Source organism: Streptomyces sp. NPDC054849, from assembly GCF_053610945.1.
This window is the reverse complement of sequence record NZ_JBSGZI010000026.1, coordinates 62,043-82,447: the sequence shown is the minus strand read 5'-3', so window position 1 is coordinate 82,447 and position 20,405 is coordinate 62,043. Positions and strand designations below refer to the sequence as shown.

Below are 20,405 nucleotides of genomic sequence, written 5' to 3'. Positions count from 1 at the left end.
TCACCTGGCTTAATCCCGGAACCGCCCGGACCGCCCGCTTTTACCACTCACCGGAGGAGGACTTCGAACCGCTGCCGCTGAACTTCTTCACGACGAAGATCAGGCCGCCGACGAGGGCGACGAAGAGCAGCAGCTTGAAGACGAACCCGATGAGCGCGCCCAGGATGCTGGTGATCACGCCGCCGAACACGAAGAGCACCAGCAGCGGAACGGCGACCCACTTCACCCACCAGGGCATGCCTGCGAATATCCCTCGGATCCCGTCCATGTCCTCGACCTCTTCCTCGTCCGTGACTTCCTGCTCCCGATGCTAGGAGTCCACGGCCCCGCACGGGGGCGCGCGAGCCCCCGGAGTCCCCTGATCCGCCCCTTAGGGGGATCAGGGGGGCGACCCTCATCCGCGCCGGACCGCTCAGCTCTCCGGCGGGGAGAACACCACCATCACCTTCAGGTCCTCGGTGATGTGGTGGAACTTGTGCGGGACGGCCGCCGGCACGTAGACCACGCTGCCGCGCGCGACGGTGGTCGTCTCCTCCCCGACCGTGATCGAGGCCCGCCCGCTGACGACGAAGTACACCTCGTCCTGGCGGTGCGGCTGCTGCGGATCGATCTGCCCGGCGTCGAGCGCGTACAGCCCGACCGACATGTTCCGCTCGCGCAGGAACTGCAGATAGGCGCCGTCGTTGGCGGCCCGCTCCGCTTCGAGCTCGTCAAGCCGGAAGGCTTTCATCGTCGTTGTGCCCCTTGTACTCGCTCGTACCGTTGCATCCGCTGATCTGCGGATGTCCCACCGGGATCTTCTCTGCCACGATCAGACACATGACGAATTTCGTAGTCAAGACGCTCGCCAACGCGGCAGCCCTGGCCGTCGCCATCTGGCTGCTTGCCGGCATCACCCTCGATGACGGCAGCAGTCTGGGCCGCCGCACTCTTACGCTGGTTCTGGTCGCGCTGGTCTTCGGCCTGGTCAATTTGATCGTCAAGCCGGTGGTGAAGCTGCTCTCGCTGCCGCTGTTCGTCCTCACCCTCGGTCTGTTCACGCTGGTCGTGAACGCCCTGATGCTGCTGTTGACCTCCTGGCTGGCCACGCAGCTCGACCTCAGCTTCCACGTCGACGGCTTCCTGACCGCGCTGGTCGGCGGGCTGATCATCTCCGTCGTCTCCTGGGCCGTGAACATGGTCCTGCCCGACAAGAACTGAACGGGCCGCCCATGTACCGCGTGCGCTTCGTCTGCACGGGCAACATATGCCGCTCCCCCATGGCCGAGTCGGTCTTCCGCGCCCACGTGGAGCGGGCCGGACTCGGCACGCTGGTCGAGGTGGACAGCGCCGGGACCGGCGGCTGGTACGAGGGCGACGGTGCCGACCCGCGCGCCGCCTCCGTCCTGGAGGGCGCCGGCTACGAGAAGGATCACCGGGCCCGGCAGTTCCGCTCCTCCTGGTTCGCCCGGCTGGACCTCGTCATCGCGCTCGACGCCGGGCACCTGCGCGATCTGCGCGCACTCGCCCCCACCCCGCAGGATGCCGCCAAGGTCCGGCTGCTGCGGTCTTACGATCCGGCGGCCACGGCCGCGGAAACCGACGTACCGGATCCCTACTACGGGTCCCTCGACGGGTTCGAGGAGTGCCTGGAGCTGGTCGAGGCGGCGAGCCCCGGTCTGCTGGACGCCGTACGCGAGGCCGTGAAGGAGCACACCGCGTGAACGAAGACGCCCCCGAAGAGACCATCCCCGACGCCCACGCCAACGCCAACGCCAACGCCGCCGACGCCGCCGACGCGGTCCTGTTCGGCGACGGCACCAGGGCCGTCCGCGCAGGACTGCCCGAACCCGTCAAGAACGAGCCGCCGCTGCCCGGACCGGTCTTCGCCGCCCACTTCCACCTCCCCGGCGACGTCGAAGGCCCGTACACCTACGGCCGAGACACCAACCCCACGTGGACCCTGCTGGAACGGGCGATCGGGGAACTGGAGGCTCCCGGCCAGGCCGTGCACACCATCGTCTTCGCCTCCGGCATGGCGGCGGTCTCCGCCGTCGCCCTCTCCCAGGCGCGCACCGGCGACACCGTCGTCCTGCCCGACGACGGCTACCAGGCGCTGCCCCTGCTGCGCGAGCAGCTGGAGATGTACGGGATCCACGTGCGCACCGCCCCGACCGGGGACGACGCCCAGCTCGCGGTCCTCGACGGGGCTCGGCTGCTGTGGATCGAGACCCCGTCCAACCCCGGCCTCGACGTCTGCGACGTACGGCGCCTCGCGGACGCCGCGCACGCCGGCGGGACCCTGGTCGCCGTCGACAACACGCTCGCCACTCCGCTGGGGCAGCGGCCACTGGAGCTCGGGGCGGACTTCTCCGTGGCGAGCGGCACCAAGGGCCTCACCGGTCACGGCGACCTGCTGCTCGGGTACGTCGTGTGCCGCGACCCGGAGCTCGCCGCCCGCGTCCGCAGGTGGCGCAAGATCGTCGGCGCGATTCCGGGCCCGATGGAGGCCTGGCTCGCCCACCGTTCCCTGGCCACGATCCAGTTGCGCGCACAGCGCCAGTGGGCCAACGCGCTGGCCGTCGCGGAGGCGCTTTCCGATCGCCCCGACGTGACCGGGGTGCGCTACCCGGGCCTGGCCACGGACCCCTCCCACACGACGGCCGCCCGCCAGATGCGGGGCTTCGGATCGGTGGTCTCCTTCACGCTGCCCGACCGCGCCCACGCGGAACGGTTCATGGCCGCCCTGCACCTGGTCGAGGACGCCACGAGTTTCGGCGGCGTACGGTCCACCGCGGAGCGGCGCCGACGGTGGGGCGGCGACGCGGTGCCCGAGGGCTTCATCCGCTTGTCCGCCGGGGCCGAGGACACCGAGGACCTGGTCGCGGATGTGCGGCGGGCCCTCGACTCAGCAGGCCGCAAGGGCTGAACAGGCCGTAAAAGGCGGTCCGAGCCTCCCCCCAAATGGCTCGGACCGCTCCGGGTTCCGCGCGCGAAGAACCACGCGACAAGGCTAGTTGACCCTGCGTCAGAGTCCAATCACGGTAACGACAGGTGCCTATCTGCATATTTATAGTTGAAGGCCCCCACCGAGAGGTGCCGCGATGGACCTGGCCCTGCTGCGCACCTTCGTCGCCGTCCACCGGGCCGGCTCGTTCACGCGCGCCGCCGCCCTGCTCGGACTCTCCCAGCCCGCGGTGACCTCGCAGATCCGCACGCTCGAGCGCCAGCTGGGGCGTCCGCTCTTCCACCGCCGGGCCCGCGGCGTCACCCCCACCGCCGTCGGCGACGAACTCGCCCACAAGGCCGCCCCGCACCTCGACGCCCTGCTGCGGATCACCGAGACGGAGCGGGAGGCCACCGGCGCGGTGCGCACCCTCCACGTCGCCGGACCCCCCGAGTTCCTGTGCCTGCGCGTGCTGCCCGCCCTCGCTCCCCTCGTCGGTCAGGGCCATACCCTCCGCGCCTCCCTGCAGACCGGTGCGGAGGCGACCCTCGACGGGCTCGCCGCCGGCCACCACGATCTGGTCGTCACCACCGCCCAGCCCCGCGGCGGACTCTTCACCGCCACCGCCCTGTGCGACGAGGAGCACGTGCTCGTCGCCGCGCCCTACTGGGCCGCCCTCGTCGACACGGACCGGCTGCACGACGAGGGCCCCGCGGCCCTCGACGGCATCCCGGTCGTGGAGGTCCACGAGAGCCTGCCCCTCGTCACCCGCTACTGGGCCGCCGTCTTCGACACCCTTCCCGACGCCAGGTCCCTGGCCGCCACAGTGGTCGCGCCCGACCTGCGGGCCGTACTGGAATGCGTCCGGGCCGGCGCCGGACTCGCCGTCCTTCCCCGCTACCTGTGCCGGGACGCCCTCGACAGCGCTGGGATCGTCGCCCTGGCCGAGCCGGCCGTACCACCGCTGCGCACCTGGTTCCTGGCCGTACGGACCGGAAGCCTCTCCCTCGCCCACCTCGCACGGGCGCACGACCGGCTGCTGGAAGCCGCCGTGCACTGGTGAGCCCCCCTTTTGCGGCCCGTGGCGCGTTTCAGAAGCGGAGCGGTGGGCCACTCTTCTCCCATGACCGAACGTCCCGTGGTCAAACGCACCGCCCGCGCGATCCTGCTCGACGGTGACGACCTGATCCTCATCAAGCGCACCAAGCCCGGCATCGATCCCTACTGGCTCACCCCCGGCGGGGGAGTGGAGTCCTCGGACGCCACCGTCGTCGACGCCCTCCACCGAGAGGTCCATGAAGAACTCGGCGCGAAGATCACCGATGTGGTGCCCTGCTTCGTCGACACCGTCGAGCACATCGCCGACAAGGGGGTGACCGGCGTGAAGGTGCAGCACTTCTTCGTCTGCCGCCTCGAATCGATGGACCCGAGTCTTCGGCACGGCCCCGAAATCGACGAGCCCGAGGGCGAGTACGAGATCGTCCGCGTGCCCTTCAGCCGGGTGGGCATCGCCGCCGTCCATCTCGTCCCGCTGTCCCTGCGGCACTACCTCGACGGCAACATCGAGGGTGTGCGCGCCATGCACGCTCCCGACCTGGGCTGAGCCCACGCTGGGACCGGCGGGCTGCCCGCCGGTCTCAGCCGGCGATGCCCGCCAGCTCCTCCACGGCGTCGTACCGGATCCGCTCACCGGGGATGCCGATGCGAAGGAGCTCGTCCACCCCGCTCCGGATCATCGCCGGCGGCCCGGAGATGAACGCGTCGTACGTACTCCACGGCCCGTACTCACCCACCGCCTGCGGCAGCTGACCGGCCAGCCCGTCGCCCACCACCGGGCGCACCGACAGCCACGGATGCGAGCGCTGCAGCCCCATCAGCGTGTCCTTGTCGTACAGGTCGCTGTTCCTGCGGGCCCCGAAGAACACCTCCACCGGCCGGCGCTCGCCGTGTTCGGCGACGTCCTCGATCAGCGCCTTGATCGGGGCGATGCCGGTGCCCCCGCCCAGGCACAGCATCCCGTTGTCCGTGGTGTGGTCCACCACCATCGACCCCGCCGGGGGGCCGAGGCGCAGCACGTCCCCCGGGCGGGCGTGGCGCACCAGCGCGTTGGAGACCCAGCCCGCGGGAACGGCCTTGACGTGGAAGGACAGCAGCCCGTCGGCGCGCGGCGCCGAGGCGAAGGAGTAGTGCCGCCAGACCTGCGGCCACCACGGCGTCTCCAGGCTCGCGTACTGGCCGGCCAGGAAGGCGTACGGCTGGTCGGGGCGGACCGTCAGCACCGCGATGTCGGGCGTGCGCAGATCGTGGGAGACCACCTCCGCGTGCCACCACGCCGGGGCCTTCACCTCGTCCTCAGCCGCCGCGTCGATCATGATCTGGGAGATCGCGGTGTACGCCCGCACCCACGCCGCCTGGGTCTCCGGCCCCCAGCTTGTCACCGCGTATCGGGCCAGCGCCCCGATGAGGGCCTCGCCGACCACCGGATAGTGGCCGGCCATGGTGCCGTATTTGCGGTGTCCGGTGCCCAGTCGCCGCAGGTAGGGGACGAGTACCGCGGGATTGTCGATGTGCTCGGCGGCGGTCAGCAGCGCCTTCAGCAGCCGGTCGCGCTGCGCGTCCATGGCTGCGGGGAACATCCCCCGCACCTCGGGGTGCCGGGTGAACACCAGAGCGTAGAAGTACGAGGTCACCTTGCCGGCTATGGGGGCGATCTCCGCGAGGGTCCGGCGGATGAGGACGGCGTCCGGTGAGGGCTCGGCCGTACCGCCACCGCCCCCGGCGGGTATCCGGGCCGCATCGCGTCTGGCCGATCTGGTGGGCGGAGCGTCCATGGGGTGCCTCGCTTCGAGCATCTCGGTCGGTCTGCACACGCCACGGCCTGTGAATCCGTGGTTCCGGGGTTTCACAGCGTGCCAGCCGTCTCACAGGCCTGCGGGGAAACGCGGAAAATCCGCGTTTCGAACCCACTTTCCTCTTAAGATGTCTCAACTCCCGGGCGCGCCACCCCCACCAGCTGGTACGCCTCCCGTAGGTCCCGCCCCTCGTAGATGTGGGTCGCACGCTCCGCCAGGTAGGGCCGGGCGTTGACCGCCACCGAGACCGGCACCACCTCGAAGAGCATCGCGTCGGTCACCGAGTCCCCGTACGCGACGCAGTCGCCGCGGCTCACACCGAACCGCTCGCACAGTCGGTCCGCCACCGTGACCTTGGCTTCGGGCGTCAGGATCCCGGCCTCCTCCACAGGCCGGGTGAAGGGCACCTCCGGGAAGACCGAACCGTGCGCGGCGTCCGCGCCCCACTCCAGCAGCAGTTCCACGAAGAAGGACGGCGACAGGGAGATCACCGCGCAGTAGTCCCCGCGTTGCCTGATCTCCCGCCAGACGTCCCGGATCCCCGCGAGCCAGGGGGCTCCGTCGAATGCCGCCCGGACATGCGCGGGCGTGAGATCGGCCCACAGCGCGTGGGCGGCCACCGAGAACTGATGCGGCCCGATCTCCCGGGCGGCGAATGCTCGTTCCAGCGCGGCGATCTCGGCGCTCACCCCGAGCTGGCGCGAGATCTCGACCGGGGCCGCCGAGCCGTACATCAGCGTCCCGTCGAGATCGAAGAGGTGCAGGAGGGTCATAGCCGACGAGGCTAGTGGGTTCGTTTCACGTGAAACACCGTGTTTCACGTGAAACGCCGTGCTCCGACGGGACGAGTTCGCGGCCGTGCCACCGCATCCGGGAAAGCACCCCTTGTTTCACGTGAAACATCCATGCCCAAATCCCCTGGACGGCTCCCAGCCCATGATCCAGTCTGGGCCGGTGACACCACACCTCACCGATCTGCCGATCCGGGCGCTGACCGTGGACGATCTCCACCGCTGCGCCGACCTGTCCGAAGATCGCGGCTGGCTCCGCGAGGACCACAAGTGGGGGCTGCTCCTCGCCGCCGGAGACGGCTACGGCGTCGATGCACCGGACGGCCGGGGACTCGCGGCCGCCTGCATCGTCACCCGGTACGGCACCACCCACACCGGACCGGAGCTCGCCGCCATCGGGATGGTCCTCGTCGCCGACCGTTACGCACGCCGGGGCCTGGGCCGCCGCCTGATGACCCATGTCTGCGACGACGTGCTCAAGGGCGTCCCCCTCACCCTGCACGCCACCCCGTACGGACGCCCCCTCTACGAGGAGCTCGGCTTCGAGACGACGGGCCGCGCCGAGATGCTGACGGGCACCTTCCGTCCCGACGGCCCGCCCGACGCGGGCGGCACCGTCCGGGTAAGGCCGGCCACCGCCGAGGACCTCCCGCGCATTCTGCGTCTGGACGCCGAGGTCTTCGGCGCCGACCGCATGCACGTGATCACCCGGCTGCCCGCCTTCGCCGACCGGCTGGTCGTCGCCGAGGACCGCAGCGGAGACGGCCCCCTCACGGGATACGCCGCGGCCTGGCCCAACATGCACACCCACGTCATCGGCCCGCTGATCGCGCACGACACCGCCACCGCCCAGTCCCTGGTCACCGCGCTTGCCCTGGGCACGGACCGGCCGCTGCGCACCGATGTCGACGTACGCCACGAGGAGCTCCTCGCCTGGCTCAAGGACCGGGGGCTCGGCTCCGTGGCCTTCAACGCCGTCATGACCCGGGGCCTCCCCGGCCTGCCCGGCGACTGGACCCGCCGGTGGGCGCCGCTCACCGTGGCCGCGGGCTGAGAAAGGAACACCCGTCGTGACCGACACTTCCGATGTGGCCATCCGGCCCGCCACCGAGGCCGACCTGCCCGCCATCGTCGCCATGCTGGCCGATGATCCGCTCGGCGCCACCCGCGAGTCCCCGGAGGACCTCACCCCGTACCTCGCGGCCCTGGCGCGCCTGACCGGCGATCCGCACCAGCACCTGGTCGTCGCCGTCCGCGCGGACCGCGTCGTGGGCACCCTCCAGCTGACCATCGTCCCGGGCCTCTCCCGCAAGGGGGCCACCCGTTCGATCATCGAGGGCGTCCGCGTCCACGCGGACGAGCGCGGAAGCGGCCTGGGCACCCGCTTCATCGAGTGGGCGGTGGAGAAGTCCCGCGCCGAGGCGTGCTCGCTGGTCCAGCTGACCTCGGACGTGACCCGGACCGACGCCCACCGCTTCTACGAACGGCTCGGGTTCACTCCCTCCCACGTCGGGTTCAAGCTGCAGCTCTGACCGGCCGCGCCGAGAGGCCGGGCCCCGTGTCGGCGGCCCGGCCTACGATCGGGAGGATGAACCCCAGCCTCCCCCTCGTCAGCACGGCGGAGCGCCGCCACCGGCTCGGCCGACGTCACCGCCTGGCCCCCTCGGCCCGCGCCGCGACGGTTGCGGAGGCGGCGGATTCCATCGTCGCCCTGCACGCCACCGATGCCGCAACCGTCTTCCTCTCGGCGCGTGCCCGACTCGGCGAGGGCGGCCCGAGCACGATCGAGCAGGCGCTCTACGAGGACGTCAGCCTCGTGCGGCTGCTCAGCATGCGCAATACGCTCTTCGCGGTCTCCGCGGAACTCGCCCCGTACGTCGACGCCTCGACGGCCCGGGCGATCGCCGCCAAGGAGCGCCGCACCTTCCTCAAGCACCTCGACGAGGACGGGCAGGGACTCGACGCCGCGTGGCTGGCCCGGGTGGAGGCCGCCGCACTCGACGCCCTCGACGCCCTCGGCCCCACCACCGGCAGCCAGTTGTCCACCGCCGTGCCCGCCCTGCGCCAGAAGATCACCATCGGCCGGGGCAAGAAGTACGAGACGCAGACCGGTGTCGCCACCCGTGTCATCCGCCTGCTGGCCGCCGACGGCCGGATCCGCCGCGACCGGCCGCGCGGATCCTGGACCTCCAGCCAGTACCGCTGGGTCCACACCGAACCCTGGCCGACCGTACCCGCGGCCGAGGCGCGCGCGGAGATCGCCCGCCGCTGGCTGCATGCGTACGGCCCGGCGACGGAGGCCGACCTCAAGTGGTGGACCGGCTGGACCCTCACGGACGTCCGCAAGGCCCTGGCCGCCGTGGGCCCCGACCAGGTCCGCCTCGAAGACGGCGGCACCGCCCTCGTCATCCCCGGGGACACGGGCCCCGAACCGGCCCCCGAGCCCTGGGCGGCGCTGCTGCCCGCCCTCGACCCCACCGGTATGGGCTGGGCCGACCGCGGTTTCCAGCTCGACCCCACCCACAGGGCCGCCCTCTTCGACTACGCCGGCAACATCGGCCCCACCGTGTGGTGGAACGGCGAGATCGTCGGCGGCTGGGCCCAGCGCTCCGACGGCGAGATCGTCTGGCGACTGCTGGGCACCCCCGGCGCCGCAGCCGAGGAGGCGATCACCGCCGAGGCCGCCCGGCTCGCCTCGTGGGTGGGCGGCGCCCGCATCACCCCGCGGTTCCGCACCCCGCTCGAGCGTGAGCTCGTCACCTGAGCCGGCGCCGGGGCCGGAGCCCGGTCCTGGCCCGGACGCGCACCCGGGACGTCAGCCGATGCCCCGCCAGCCCTGCGGGTCCACCCCGCCGGGCACCGGTGCCTGGGCGTCGTACGGCTCCCTGGTGAACACGAAGGACGCCAGGTCGAGATGGCTCACCGAGCCGTCCTCGCGGCGCACCGCCCGCAGCGTCTCGCCTGCGTAGTAGCCGGACAGGCCCGTCCAGGTGCCGTCCGGCTCCGCCCGGAAGCGCGCGGAACGTCCGGTCGCGCCCACCGGTCCCAGCTCCAGCGATCCGTCCGCCTTCAGCCGCACCAGTTGGGCCGAGGTCCCCCAGTACCAGGGCCCGCACACTTCCAGCGGCACCTGGTCGGCCTCCGTGAACGGCCGCCACGGCTGCGGGAAGCGCGGCTCGGCCTCCGCGACGAGCGCCACCAGGTCCGCGGCCACCGTCGAAACCGGCAGCCCCGAGGTGCAGTTCGCCAGAACCACCGCCGCCACGTCGTCCGCCTCGCTCAGCCACAGCCCCGCAACGAACCCGGGCAGTGATCCGCTGTGCCCCACCAGCCGGCGTTCGCCCTGGGCCGTCAGCTGCATCCCGAGCCCGTATCCGCTCTCGGCCAATCCCGGCTCCGGGGGCGCGGCCGAGGTGCGCATCTCCCGTACGGAATCCGCGCCCAGCACCCGATCGTCCCCCCGCAGCAGGAAGTCCGCGAACCGCGCCAAGTCCCGGGTCGTGGACCACAGCTGACCGGCCGGGGCCATCAGCCCCAGGTCCTCCAGAGGCTCGGGCATCATCAGGTCCGCCCACGGGTGCACCGCCCAGCCGCCCGCGTGCGGGGCCTGCGGCGACCCGCTCGTCCGGTCCAGCCCGAGCGGCTCCAGCACCTCGGCCTTCAGCACCTCTTCCCACGGCTTCCCGCGCAGCGCTTCGACCAGCGAACCCAGCAGCGTGTAACCCGGGTTGGAATAGTGGTGCCTGCTCCCCGGCGTGTGCCGGAACGGCTCATCCCCCAGGACGTCGGCGAGCTCCGGCCGCAGAGCACCGGGGGTGCGCTCCCACCATGCGCCGGGCGTCTCCGCAGCCAGACCGCCGGTGTGAGACAGCAGTTGGGCGATCGTCGTCTCACCGGCACCGGTCCCCGGCAGGTGCTTCTCCAGCGGATCGGCAAGCCCGAGCAGGCCCTCGTCCCTGAGCCGCATCACCAGAACAGCGGTGAAGGTCTTGGTGATCGACCCGATCCGGTACTGAACGTTCCCGTCCGGGCCGTGGCCCTCCACCGAAGTCCGGGAGCCCTCCCAGACCACCTCGCCGCCCCGCAGGACGGCAGCCACCACGGAGGGCGCCCGCCCTTCGCTCTGCGCGACGGCGATCCGGTGCCTCAGCGCACGCCGGGTGGCAGGGAGAAGTTCCAGGTCCTCAGAAAGGTCATCCATGATCGGATGCTACGTGTTGGCCATGTCCACGAAGCGCGAATAGTGACCCTGGAAGGCCACCGTGATCGTGGCCGTGGGGCCGTTACGGTGCTTGGCCACGATCAGGTCCGCCTCGCCGGCGCGGGGGGACTCCTTCTCATACGCGTCCTCGCGGTGCAGCAGGATCACCATGTCCGCGTCCTGCTCGATCGAGCCCGACTCACGCAGGTCGGAGACCATCGGCTTCTTGTCGGTGCGCTGCTCCGGACCACGGTTCAGCTGGGAGAGCGCGATCACGGGGACCTCGAGCTCCTTCGCCAGCAGTTTGAGGTTTCGGGACATGTCCGAGACCTCCTGCTGGCGGCTTTCGGGACGGCGCGATCCGCCCGACTGCATCAGCTGGAGGTAGTCGATGACCACGAGCGAGAGGTCGTTGCGCTGCTTGAGCCGACGGCACTTGGCCCGGATCTCCATCATCGACAGGTTGGGGGAGTCGTCGATGTAGAGCGGGGCGGCGGAGACGTCCGGCATCCGGCGGGCCAGCCGGGTCCAGTCGTCGTCCGTCATCGTGCCCGAGCGCATGTGGTGCAGCGCCACGCGCGCCTCCGCCGAGAGCAGGCGCATGGCGATCTCGTTGCGCCCCATTTCGAGGGAGAAGATCACGCTCGGCAGGTTGCTCTTGATGGAGCAGGCGCGAGCGAAGTCCAGCGCGAGGGTGGACTTGCCCATCGCGGGACGGGCCGCGATGACGATCATCTGGCCGGGGTGCAGGCCGTTGGTCAGCGAGTCCAGGTCTGTGAAGCCGGTGGGAACACCCGACATCTGTCCGCTGCGGGAACCGATCGCCTCGATCTCGTCGAGGGCGCCCTCCATGATGTCGCCGAGCGGCAGGTAGTCCTCTGAGGTCCGCTGCTCGGTGACGGCGTAGATCTCGGCCTGGGCGCTGTTGACGATCTCGTCGACGTCACCGTCGGCCGCGTAGCCCATCTGTGTGATCTTCGTACCGGCGGCGACCAGGCGGCGCAGGACGGCTCTCTCGTGAACGATCTCCGCGTAGTACTCGGCGTTTGCCGCCGTGGGCACGGACTGGACCAGGGTGTGCAGGTACGAGGCCCCGCCCACCTTGCTGATCTCGCCGCGCCGGGTCAGCTCGGCGCCGACGGTGATGGGGTCGGCCGGCTCCCCCTTGGCGTACAGGTCGAGGATGGCCTGGTAGATCGTTTCGTGCGAGGGCCGGTAGAAGTCGTGGCCCTTGAGGACCTCCACGACGTCGGCGATCGCGTCCTTCGAGAGCAGCATGCCGCCGAGCACCGACTGCTCGGCGTCGAGGTCCTGCGGGGGGACGCGCTCGAAGCCGCCGCCGCCGCCGTCCCAGGAGCCGCCCTCGCGGCCCCGGTCGTGCTGTTCGTCCCCGCGGCCGCGGCCTTCGCTGTTACGGCGCGAGCGGGCGGGCAGACGGTCACCTGGACCGCTGTCGGCCCAGGGGTCGTCCATGGGCTCGGGCATGCTCACCGGGCCGCCTCCTCCCGTCCGCAACGCGGACCTCGCCGTGTCAGTCTTTCTACGACACGGCTCTGACATATGGGGCACCCGAATCCGCCGGTGGGGAGTCGGGCAACGCACCACGGTAGGGCCGGGAGCGGCGTCAGCCAATCTTGTTATCCACAGGCTGTGTGGATGAGGTGTGGATGACGGCGCCAATGCTGTGGGTAACTCGCCGGAAGCTGTGCACGGACCGGGGGACGACGCTGTGGACAAAATCACCTACCCCACCCCGTCACCCCACCTGACCTGCACTTTGTCCATTCAGGCGCAGTGGAGGAGAAAATTCTCGGCCACCGTCTCGAGATCGCCTCCAATGAGGTGTGAGGAACGTCCAAGTCAACGCCACGGTAAGGACCCAAGTGGCCTTGCATCTGTTACCTGTGGAAGACTAGATTGAGCGCATGACTCAGGCTCTGGCAGAACCCAAGGCGGGGCGGAGACGGCACGACCGAGAGATCTTCACTCTCGCTGTCCCCGCCTTCGGCGCCCTCGTCGCCGAGCCCCTCTTCGTGCTGACCGACAGCGCCATCGTGGGGCACCTCGGCACCCCCCAGCTGGCCGGCCTCGGCATCGCCGCCGCTCTCCTCACCACCGCCGTCAGCGTCTTCGTCTTCCTCGCCTACGCCACCACTGCGGCCGTCTCCCGCCGGGTCGGTGCGGGCGACCTGCAGGCGGCCATCCGGCAGGGCATGGACGGCATCTGGCTCGCCCTCCTGCTCGGTGTCGCCGTCATCGCCGTGGTACTGCCCTCGGCGCCCTGGCTGATCTCCCTCTTCGGAGCCTCCGAGACCGTCGCGCCGTACGCGATCACCTATCTCCGGATCTCCGCCATCGGCATCCCGGCCATGCTCATGGTCCTGGCCGCCACCGGGGTCATCCGAGGCCTCCAGGACACCCGGACTCCGCTCTACGTCGCCGTCGGCGGCTTCGCCCTCAATGCAGGCCTGAACGCCGCCCTCGTCTACGGGGCGGGCCTCGGCATCGCCGGCTCCGCCTGGGGGACGGTCATCGCCCAGTGCACCATGGCCGCCGCCTACCTCTTCGTGGTCGTCCGCGGAGCCCGACGGCACAGCGCCTCCCTACGACCCGACGCCGCGGGGATCCGGGCCTGCGCCCAAGCCGGTGCACCCCTCCTGGTCCGCACCCTGTCCCTGCGCGCCATCCTCATGATCGCGACCGCCGTGGCCGCACGGCTCGGCGACGCCGACGTCGCCGCCCACCAGATCCTGCTCGCCCTGTGGAGCCTGCTCGCCTTCGCCTTGGACGCCCTTGCGATCGCCGGGCAGGCGATCATCGGCCGCTACCTGGGCGCGGGTGACGGCGAGGGCGCCAAAGCCGTCTGCCGCCGCATGGTGCAGTGGGGCATCGTCTCGGGCATCGTGCTCGGGCTGCTGGTCGTCCTGGCCCGACCGGTGTTCATCCCGCTGTTCACCGGCGATCCGGCGGTCGAATCCGCCCTGCTGCCCGCCCTGCTGGTCGTGGCACTCTCCCAGCCCGTCTCCGGCATCGTCTTCGTACTCGACGGCGTTCTGATGGGCGCGGGCGACGGCCCCTACCTTGCCCGGGCCATGCTCGTGACCCTCGCCGCGTTCACCCCGGCAGCGCTTCTCGTGCCGATCGTGGGCGGCGGCCTGACGACGCTCTGGTGGGCCATGACGCTGATGATGCTGGTCCGGATGGTCACCCTCCAGCTGCGCGCCCGCTCGGGCCGATGGGTGATCACGGGAGCCACCCGCTGAAACGGCGGTGATGTTTCACGTGAAACATCGCCGAGCCGCTGCCGGGGCCATCGGTGTTTCACGTGAAACACCGCCGCCGTCCCTGTCACCATCTCTCCGCCCCAGGTCTCCGGTCTCGGGGAACGACGAAGGGCCGCACCCCGGAGGGTGCGGCCCTTCGTGTTGCTGCCCTTAGGCGGCGACGACCTCGACGCCCACGTTCGCGGCCACGTCGGCGTGCAGACGCACGGAGACCTGGTACGAACCGAGGGTCTTGATCGGGGAGCCCAGCTCGACGCGGCGCTTGTCGACCTTCGGGCCACCGGAAGCCTCGATCGCCGTGGCGATGTCGGCCGGGGTCACGGAGCCGAAGAGACGACCGGCGTCACCCGCACGGGTGGCCAGACGGACCTTCACGCCCTCGAGCTTGGCCTTGACCTCATTGGCCTGCTCGATGGTCGCGATCTCGTGGATCTTGCGGGCGCGGCGGATCTGCGCCACGTCCTTCTCGCCACCCTTGGTCCAGCGGATCGCGAAACCACGCGGGACCAGGTAGTTGCGAGCGTAACCGTCCTTCACGTCGACGACATCGCCGGCGGTGCCGAGGCCAGAGACCTCGTGGGTCAGGATGATCTTCATTAGTCGGTCACCCTTTCCTTATCGCGCGGTGGACGTGTAGGGCAGCAGCGCCATCTCACGGCTGTTCTTCACGGCCGTGGCGACGTCACGCTGGTGCTGCGTGCAGTTGCCGGTAACGCGGCGGGCACGGATCTTGCCGCGGTCGGAAATGAACTTCCGCAGCATGTTCGTGTCCTTGTAGTCCACGTACACGGTCTTGTCCTTGCAGAACGCGCAGACCTTCTTCTTAGGCTTGCGCACAGGCGGCTTCGCCATTGTGTCTCTCCTGTGTGATCAAGAAGTGGGGATGCGAGCCGGCCCTAGAAGGGCGGCTCGTCCGAGTAGCCACCGCCGGAGCCGCCGGAGCTTCCGCCCCAACCGCCCCCGCCGCCGCCCTGCTGCTGGCCACCGGCCGGCGCGCTGGACGACCACGGGTCGTCGGAGGGAGCTCCGCCGCCCTGCGGGGCACCGGCACCGGGGGCTCCGCCCCAGTTGCCGCCGCCGCCACCCTGCGGCTGACCGCCGCCGCCATATCCACCCTGGCCACCGCGACCCGTGGTCTTGGTGACCTTGGCCGTGGCGTTCTTCAGGCTGGGGCCGACTTCCTCGACGTCCAGCTCGTAGACCGTGCGCTTGACACCCTCACGGTCCTCGTACGACCGCTGCCTCAGCCGGCCCTGCACGATGACGCGCATGCCTCGCTGAAGGGACTCGGCGACGTTCTCCGCCGCCTGCCGCCACACCGAGCAGGTCAGGAACAGGCTCTCGCCGTCCTTCCACTCATTGGTCTGACGGTCGAAGGTGCGGGGGGTGGACGCGACACGGAACTTCGCGACCGCCGCACCCGAGGGGGTGAAGCGCAGCTCGGGGTCGTCGACGAGATTGCCGACGACCGTGATGACGGTCTCGCCTGCCATGGATGAACCTCTCGGCGGGGATTGCTGCTGGGCTGCTGTGCTACTCGGTCCCGATTACCGCTGAACCGAAGTTCAGTGGGTCTCGGGGCGAAGGACCTTGGTCCGGAGAACCGACTCGTTCAGGTTCATCTGTCGGTCAAGCTCCTTGACGACCGCAGGCTCGGCCTGAAGGTCGATGACCGAGTAGATGCCCTCGGGCTTCTTCTTGATCTCGTAAGCGAGACGACGACGGCCCCAGGTGTCGACCTTCTCGACCTTTCCGTTGCCCTCACGGACGACAGAAAGGAAGTTCTCGATCAGCGGGGAGACAGCGCGCTCCTCGAGATCGGGGTCGAGGATGACCATCACTTCGTAGTGACGCATGTGGAACCCACCTCCTTTGGACTCAGCGGCCACGGTCGTTCCGTGGCAGGAGGGTCGTGATGCGTGCGCACGGTGTCCGATAGCAGACACCGCGCAGCTGTACAGACTACCTCCTCGACTCCTTCCGGTTGAAATCCGGCAGGAGAGGGCCACAATCTGTATCCATCGGGTGTGCTCGGTGCTATGCCTTCGGCGCCTGCCGGAAGCGGCCCGCAGCACCGCTCTGCTTCAGCCAGGAGGTGCCTTCCGATGGCACAGGCAATACGGTCCCAGCCCTCCATCTCGCTCCTCGCGACCGATGGCAAGCCCCACCCGCTGCAGGACACCCTGATGGCGGTCACCCTGGTCCTCGGCGCCGTGGCGTTCGTCACGGCCTTCTTCCACGGCCTGCACCTGCTCACCTCATGGGCGGGGCTGATCGGCATCCTGACCGGCGCGTACGGACAGTTCGTCTCCGTCACGACACGCGAGCGCTTCGCGCTGATCATCGGCCTTGGCGCATCTGCCATCGGCTTCTTCATCGGCATGTTCCACGGCGGTCTCTTCGGCGGCTGACCGGGCTCAGCGGGACACCTCCGCGACAGGGCGCCGGCACCGCACCGGCCCGGGCCTCCGGCCTGTCCCCCAGATGGGTGGCGCCCCTGTCGCAGTAGGCTTCGCGCCATAGCCAGCGAAGCCGCCGGAGGAGACGCCCCGCATGAGCCTGTCCCTGAGGACCATCAGCCGAGAGCAGCATCTGGGTTACCTCCAGAGCCTGCCCTCGGCGAGCCACTGCCAGGTCCCGGCGTGGGCCGACGTGAAGAACGAGTGGCGTTCCGAGAATCTCGGATGGTTCAACGAGTCCGAGGAACTCGTCGGCGCGGCCCTCGTGTTGTACCGGCAGCTGCCCAAGGTGAAGCGGTACCTCGCGTACCTCCCCGAGGGCCCGGTCATCAACTGGTACGCCCCGAACCTGGAGGAGTGGCTCCAGCCGATGCTGGCGCACCTCAAGCAGCAGGGCGCCTTCACCGTGAAGATGGGCCCGCCCGTCGTCATCCGCCGCTGGAACTCGACGGCCATCAAGGCCGGCATCCAGGACCCGAACGTGAAGCGCCTGCGCGACGTGGAGGCCTCGGTCATCGAGCCCCGCGCCTTCGAGGTGTCCGACAAGCTGCGCCGTATGGGCTGGCAGCAGGCCGAGGACGGCGGCGCCGGCTTCGGCGACGTCCAGCCCCGCTACGTCTTCCAGGTGCCCCTGGCCAACCGCTCGCTGGACGACGTCCTCAAGGGCTTCAACCAGCTGTGGCGCCGCAACATCAAGAAGGCCGAGAAGGCCGGCGTCGAGGTCGTCCAGGGCGGCTACGACGACCTGCCGACCTGGCAGCACCTGTACGAGATCACGGCCGAGCGCGACAAGTTCCGCCCGCGCCCGCTCAGCTACTTCCAGCGCCAGTGGACGGCCCTCAACTCCGAGGACCCCAACCGGATGCGCCTCTACATCGCGACGCACGAGGGGGAGCCGCTGGCCGCCGCCACGATGCTCACCGTCGGCCAGCACGTCTGGTACTCGTACGGCGCCTCCGCCAACCACAAGCGCGAGGTGCGGCCCTCGAACGCGATGCAGTGGCGCATGCTGCGCGACTCGTACGCGCTCGGCGCCAGCGTCTACGACCTGCGCGGCATCTCTGACACGCTGGACGAGAACGACCACCTGTTCGGTCTCATCCAGTTCAAGGTCGGCACGGGCGGCGAGGCCGTGGAGTACGTCGGCGAGTGGGACTTCCCGCTCAACAAGGTGCTCCACAAGGCGCTCGACATCTACATGTCGCGCCGCTGACCCAGTCTCCACCCCGCCCCATCCACACACACAGCACCGCTGCACCAGGCAGCTTCTCAGGAGAGGTTCCGGACGGGCATGGCGCTCACGCTCTACGTCGACACCGCGCGCTGGCGTGCGCACCAGAAGCAGATCCAGGACCAGTTCCCCGGAATGATCCCGGTCTGCAAGGGCAACGGCTACGGCTTCGGCCACGAGCGGCTGTGCGAGGAGGCGACCCGGATGGGCGCCGACGTGCTCGCCGTCGGGACGACGTACGAGGCCGCGAGCATCAAGGACTGGTTCGGCGGCGACCTGCTCGTCCTCACCCCGTTCCGGCGGGGCGAGGAGCCGGTGCCGCTGCCGGACCGGGTCATCCGCTCGGTGTCCTCCCTGGACGGGGTCCGCAGCCTGGTCGGGGCCCGTATGGTCATCGAGTGCATGAGCTCGATGCGCCGCCACGGAATCTCCGAGCAGGATCTGGGCCAGCTGCACGGGGCCATCGAGGACGTCCGGCTGGAGGGCTTCGCCCTGCACCTGCCCCTGGACCGCCCGGACGGCTCGGACGCCGTCGAGGAGGTCATCGGCTGGATGGACCGGCTGCGCGCGGCCCGTCTGCCGCTGCACACGATGTTCGTCAGCCATCTGCGGGCGGAGGAGCTGGCGCGACTCCAGCAGCAGTTCCCGCAGACCCGTTTCCGGGCGCGCATCGGCACCCGGCTGTGGCTGGGCGACCACGAGGCGACCGAGTACCGCGGGGCGGTCCTCGACGTCACGCGCGTGGCCAAGGGCGACCGGTTCGGCTACCGCCAGCAGAAGGCCGCGTCCGACGGCTGGCTGGTCGTGGTCGCCGGCGGTACCTCACACGGGGTAGGCCTGGAGGCCCCCAAGGCGCTCCACGGCGTGATGCCGCGTGCCAAGGGCGTCGCCCGGGCGGGCCTGGCCACGGTCAACCGAAACCTGTCGCCGTTCGTGTGGGCGGGCAAGCAGCGCTGGTTCGCGGAGCCGCCGCACATGCAGGTGTCGATCCTGTTCGTGCCCTCGGACGCGACCGAGCCGAAGGTCGGCGACGAGCTCGTCGCGCACCTGCGGCACACCACCACGCAGTTCGACCGGGTGCTCGACGCCTGAGCCGCCCGGTCGGTCCCGAGGGCCCCGGTCAGTCCTTGGGGCCCGCGCCCCAGTCGACCCGCTGTCCGTCCGAGGGCGCCGCGTACCGCGGCGCCCTCGCGGCGTCGGAGAGCACGAAGACGTCCTCGGCCCCGTCCAGGACCCCACCGGAAGGGTCGTCCGAGCCGTCCCGCCGTACGACGTCCCGCTCGGGCATCAGGATGTCGCGGACGATGACCGCGCAGAGGTACAGGGTCGCCAGCAGGTGCGCGGCGATCGCCAGCTGGTAGCCCTCCACGGGCAGGCCCTGGTGCTTGTCCCCGCTGGTCGTGTAGGCCAGGTAGAACCAGATTCCGAAGAAGTAGACGACCTCGCCGGCCTGCCAGATGAGGAAGTCCCGCCAGCGCGGCCGGGCCAGCGCGGCGAGCGGGATGAGCCACAGCACGTACTGCGGCGAGTAGACCTTGTTGCACAGGATGAAGGCGGCGACGACCAGGAAGGCCAGCTGAGCGAACCGGGGGCGGCGCGGGGCGGTCAGGGTGAGCAGCCCGATGGCCCCGCACAACAGGAGCGTCAGACCCGTCGCGTACGTGTTGGCGCCGTCGAGGGGGTTGCCCGAGCGCTGGGAGATCAGCAGCCACACGGAGCCGAAGTCGATGGGCCGCTCCTGGCTGAAGGTGTAGAACTTCGTCCAGCCTTCCCAGGCGAAGAGCATGACGGGCAGGTTGACCGTGAACCAGGCCTGGGCCGCGCCGAAGGCGGCCAAGCCGAATTCGCGCCACTTCCCCGCCCGCCAGCAGAGCACGAACAGCACCCCGAGCAGCAGGACGGGATAGAGCTTGGCCGCGGTGGCCAGGCCGATGAAGACGCCGAAGAGGACCGTCTGCCTGCGGGACCACATGAGCATTCCGGCGGCGGTCAGGGCGATGGCCAGCAGGTCCCAGTTGATCGTGGCCGTGAGGGCGAAGGCGGGCGCGAGGGCGAAGAGCAGGGCGTCCCAGGGCCGGCGGCGGTGGGTGCGGGCGACGCACACGGCGATGACCGCCGCGCAGGCCATCAACATCCCCGCATTGACCATCCAGTACATCTGTTCGCGGTGCTGCATGGAACCGCTGCCCGGGGTCAGCCAGGAGGCGATCTCCATGAAGAGCCCGGTGAGCACCGGGTACTCCAGGAACTCCATGTCCCCGGGGAGGCGGTCCAAATAGGGCGTGAGGTTGTCGGCGAAACCGCGTACCGCGTACAGGTGCGGGATGTCGGAGTAGCAGGCGTGGGTGTACTGCGAGCCCGCTCCCCGGAACCACGCCCAGTCGTAGCACGGCAGCTTCTGCACCATGCCGAGCGCGAACATGCCGATGGCGAGGAGCGCCACGATGCGGACCGGCCCCAGCCAGTGCCCGCCCAGCCGTGCATAGCGGCCGAGCGGGCCGCCGATGAACTCACTGCCCGCTGCGGCGACCTCGTCCTGCTGCGTGGGCAGTACGGGGCGGTCCTCGTGCACCTTCGTCATGGGCTCATCCTGCCGTACGGGCCCGGACATGGGGGAAGGCCGTCACACGGCGGGTGTGACGGCCTTCCTGGACTCACGCG

The 20,405-nt window shown here is 70.2% G+C and carries 23 protein-coding genes; 12 read left to right on the top strand and 11 right to left on the bottom strand.

The window, feature by feature from the left end; all coding sequences use genetic code 11:
- Positions 1-40: 40 nt before the first annotated feature.
- Together ACWGIF_RS14780 and ACWGIF_RS14775 are read right to left on the bottom strand one after the other, a co-directional pair.
- Positions 41-268 (bottom strand): DUF5326 family protein, encoded by a 228-nt coding sequence (locus ACWGIF_RS14780; RefSeq protein WP_453496358.1) that lies wholly within the window; start codon positions 266-268, stop codon positions 41-43.
- A gap of 144 nt (positions 269-412) precedes the next feature.
- Positions 413-730, bottom strand: coding sequence for a cupin domain-containing protein (locus tag ACWGIF_RS14775; RefSeq protein ID WP_453496354.1), 318 nt, complete (start codon positions 728-730; stop codon positions 413-415).
- Positions 731-819: 89 nt separating this feature from the next.
- Between ACWGIF_RS14775 and ACWGIF_RS14770 the strand changes: the two genes are divergently transcribed.
- The 5 genes from ACWGIF_RS14770 (at position 820) to ACWGIF_RS14750 (ending at position 4,529) form a co-directional block, all read left to right on the top strand.
- Positions 820-1,200: a phage holin family protein gene (locus ACWGIF_RS14770; RefSeq protein WP_453496351.1), complete on the top strand. Its 381-nt coding sequence runs from the start codon at positions 820-822 to the stop codon at positions 1,198-1,200.
- An 11-nt stretch (positions 1,201-1,211) separates the two neighbouring features.
- The gene (locus ACWGIF_RS14765; RefSeq protein WP_453496349.1) at positions 1,212-1,703 is read left to right on the top strand and encodes a low molecular weight protein-tyrosine-phosphatase; all 492 of its coding nucleotides are present in this window, start codon (positions 1,212-1,214) and stop codon (positions 1,701-1,703) included.
- 80 nt (positions 1,704-1,783) lie between these two features.
- Positions 1,784-2,908 (top strand): cystathionine gamma-lyase, encoded by a 1,125-nt coding sequence (locus ACWGIF_RS14760; RefSeq protein ID WP_453496377.1) that lies wholly within the window; start codon positions 1,784-1,786, stop codon positions 2,906-2,908.
- Positions 2,909-3,083: 175 nt separating this feature from the next.
- Positions 3,084-3,989, top strand: coding sequence for a LysR family transcriptional regulator (locus ACWGIF_RS14755; RefSeq protein ID WP_453496346.1), 906 nt, complete (start codon positions 3,084-3,086; stop codon positions 3,987-3,989).
- Between the two features lie 60 nt (positions 3,990-4,049).
- Positions 4,050-4,529, top strand: a complete 480-nt coding sequence (locus ACWGIF_RS14750) for an NUDIX hydrolase (protein ID WP_326589161.1) — start codon at positions 4,050-4,052, stop codon at positions 4,527-4,529.
- A gap of 34 nt (positions 4,530-4,563) precedes the next feature.
- Here the strand turns inward: ACWGIF_RS14750 and ACWGIF_RS14745 are convergent, their stop codons facing one another.
- Entirely contained in the window at positions 4,564-5,757 is a 1,194-nt protein-coding gene (locus ACWGIF_RS14745) for a globin domain-containing protein (protein WP_453496342.1), read from the bottom strand.
- Positions 5,758-5,900: 143 nt separating this feature from the next.
- Positions 5,901-6,551: an HAD family hydrolase gene (locus ACWGIF_RS14740; RefSeq protein ID WP_453496339.1), complete on the bottom strand. Its 651-nt coding sequence runs from the start codon at positions 6,549-6,551 to the stop codon at positions 5,901-5,903.
- A gap of 163 nt (positions 6,552-6,714) precedes the next feature.
- On the opposite strand from ACWGIF_RS14740, the gene ACWGIF_RS14735 reads away from it, so the two are divergent.
- From ACWGIF_RS14735 to ACWGIF_RS14725, 3 genes are read left to right on the top strand one after another with little or no spacing between them, the layout of a single operon-like run.
- Positions 6,715-7,623 (top strand): GNAT family N-acetyltransferase, encoded by a 909-nt coding sequence (locus ACWGIF_RS14735; protein ID WP_453496336.1) that lies wholly within the window; start codon positions 6,715-6,717, stop codon positions 7,621-7,623.
- 16 nt (positions 7,624-7,639) lie between these two features.
- On the top strand, positions 7,640-8,101 hold the full coding sequence (locus tag ACWGIF_RS14730) for an N-acetyltransferase family protein (protein WP_453496333.1): 462 nt from the start codon (positions 7,640-7,642) through the stop codon (positions 8,099-8,101).
- 56 nt (positions 8,102-8,157) lie between these two features.
- On the top strand, positions 8,158-9,333 hold the full coding sequence (locus tag ACWGIF_RS14725; RefSeq protein ID WP_453496330.1) for a winged helix DNA-binding domain-containing protein: 1,176 nt from the start codon (positions 8,158-8,160) through the stop codon (positions 9,331-9,333).
- Positions 9,334-9,384: 51 nt separating this feature from the next.
- Here the strand turns inward: ACWGIF_RS14725 and ACWGIF_RS14720 are convergent, their stop codons facing one another.
- Both ACWGIF_RS14720 and dnaB read right to left on the bottom strand, forming a co-directional pair.
- Complete coding sequence (locus ACWGIF_RS14720) at positions 9,385-10,770, bottom strand: serine hydrolase domain-containing protein (protein ID WP_453496327.1); 1,386 nt, start codon at positions 10,768-10,770, stop codon at positions 9,385-9,387.
- Between the two features lie 9 nt (positions 10,771-10,779).
- Complete coding sequence (gene dnaB / locus ACWGIF_RS14715) at positions 10,780-12,243, bottom strand: replicative DNA helicase (RefSeq protein ID WP_326593694.1); 1,464 nt, start codon at positions 12,241-12,243, stop codon at positions 10,780-10,782.
- 452 nt (positions 12,244-12,695) lie between these two features.
- Here dnaB and ACWGIF_RS14710 point away from each other — a divergent pair, with 452 nt between their 5' ends.
- Positions 12,696-14,033, top strand: a complete 1,338-nt coding sequence (locus ACWGIF_RS14710; RefSeq protein ID WP_453496324.1) for an MATE family efflux transporter — start codon at positions 12,696-12,698, stop codon at positions 14,031-14,033.
- Between the two features lie 171 nt (positions 14,034-14,204).
- Here ACWGIF_RS14710 and rplI read toward each other — a convergent pair whose 3' ends face one another.
- The 4 genes from rplI to rpsF form a co-directional block, all read right to left on the bottom strand.
- On the bottom strand, positions 14,205-14,651 hold the full coding sequence (rplI, locus tag ACWGIF_RS14705; protein WP_453496322.1) for a 50S ribosomal protein L9: 447 nt from the start codon (positions 14,649-14,651) through the stop codon (positions 14,205-14,207).
- Positions 14,652-14,669: 18 nt separating this feature from the next.
- Complete coding sequence (rpsR, locus tag ACWGIF_RS14700) at positions 14,670-14,906, bottom strand: 30S ribosomal protein S18 (protein ID WP_003956534.1); 237 nt, start codon at positions 14,904-14,906, stop codon at positions 14,670-14,672.
- A gap of 44 nt (positions 14,907-14,950) precedes the next feature.
- Positions 14,951-15,547 carry a single-stranded DNA-binding protein gene (locus ACWGIF_RS14695; RefSeq protein WP_453496319.1) on the bottom strand — a complete coding sequence of 199 codons (597 nt, stop codon included), beginning with the start codon at positions 15,545-15,547 and terminating at the stop codon, positions 14,951-14,953.
- Between the two features lie 72 nt (positions 15,548-15,619).
- Complete coding sequence (gene rpsF / locus ACWGIF_RS14690; RefSeq protein WP_004950685.1) at positions 15,620-15,910, bottom strand: 30S ribosomal protein S6; 291 nt, start codon at positions 15,908-15,910, stop codon at positions 15,620-15,622.
- Between the two features lie 249 nt (positions 15,911-16,159).
- Here rpsF and ACWGIF_RS14685 point away from each other — a divergent pair, with 249 nt between their 5' ends.
- The 3 genes from ACWGIF_RS14685 to ACWGIF_RS14675 all read left to right on the top strand — a co-directional run bounded on the left by ACWGIF_RS14685 (position 16,160) and on the right by ACWGIF_RS14675 (position 18,836).
- A complete protein-coding gene (locus ACWGIF_RS14685) occupies positions 16,160-16,465 on the top strand; it encodes a hypothetical protein (protein WP_453496317.1) in 306 nt (101 codons plus the stop codon).
- Between the two features lie 142 nt (positions 16,466-16,607).
- A complete protein-coding gene (locus tag ACWGIF_RS14680) occupies positions 16,608-17,726 on the top strand; it encodes a lipid II:glycine glycyltransferase FemX (RefSeq protein ID WP_453496314.1) in 1,119 nt (372 codons plus the stop codon).
- Positions 17,727-17,804: 78 nt separating this feature from the next.
- Positions 17,805-18,836: an alanine racemase gene (locus ACWGIF_RS14675; protein ID WP_453496311.1), complete on the top strand. Its 1,032-nt coding sequence runs from the start codon at positions 17,805-17,807 to the stop codon at positions 18,834-18,836.
- 28 nt (positions 18,837-18,864) lie between these two features.
- Here the strand turns inward: ACWGIF_RS14675 and ACWGIF_RS14670 are convergent, their stop codons facing one another.
- Positions 18,865-20,325 carry a glycosyltransferase family 87 protein gene (locus tag ACWGIF_RS14670; RefSeq protein ID WP_453496308.1) on the bottom strand — a complete coding sequence of 487 codons (1,461 nt, stop codon included), beginning with the start codon at positions 20,323-20,325 and terminating at the stop codon, positions 18,865-18,867.
- Between the last annotated feature and the right edge of the window lie 80 nt (positions 20,326-20,405).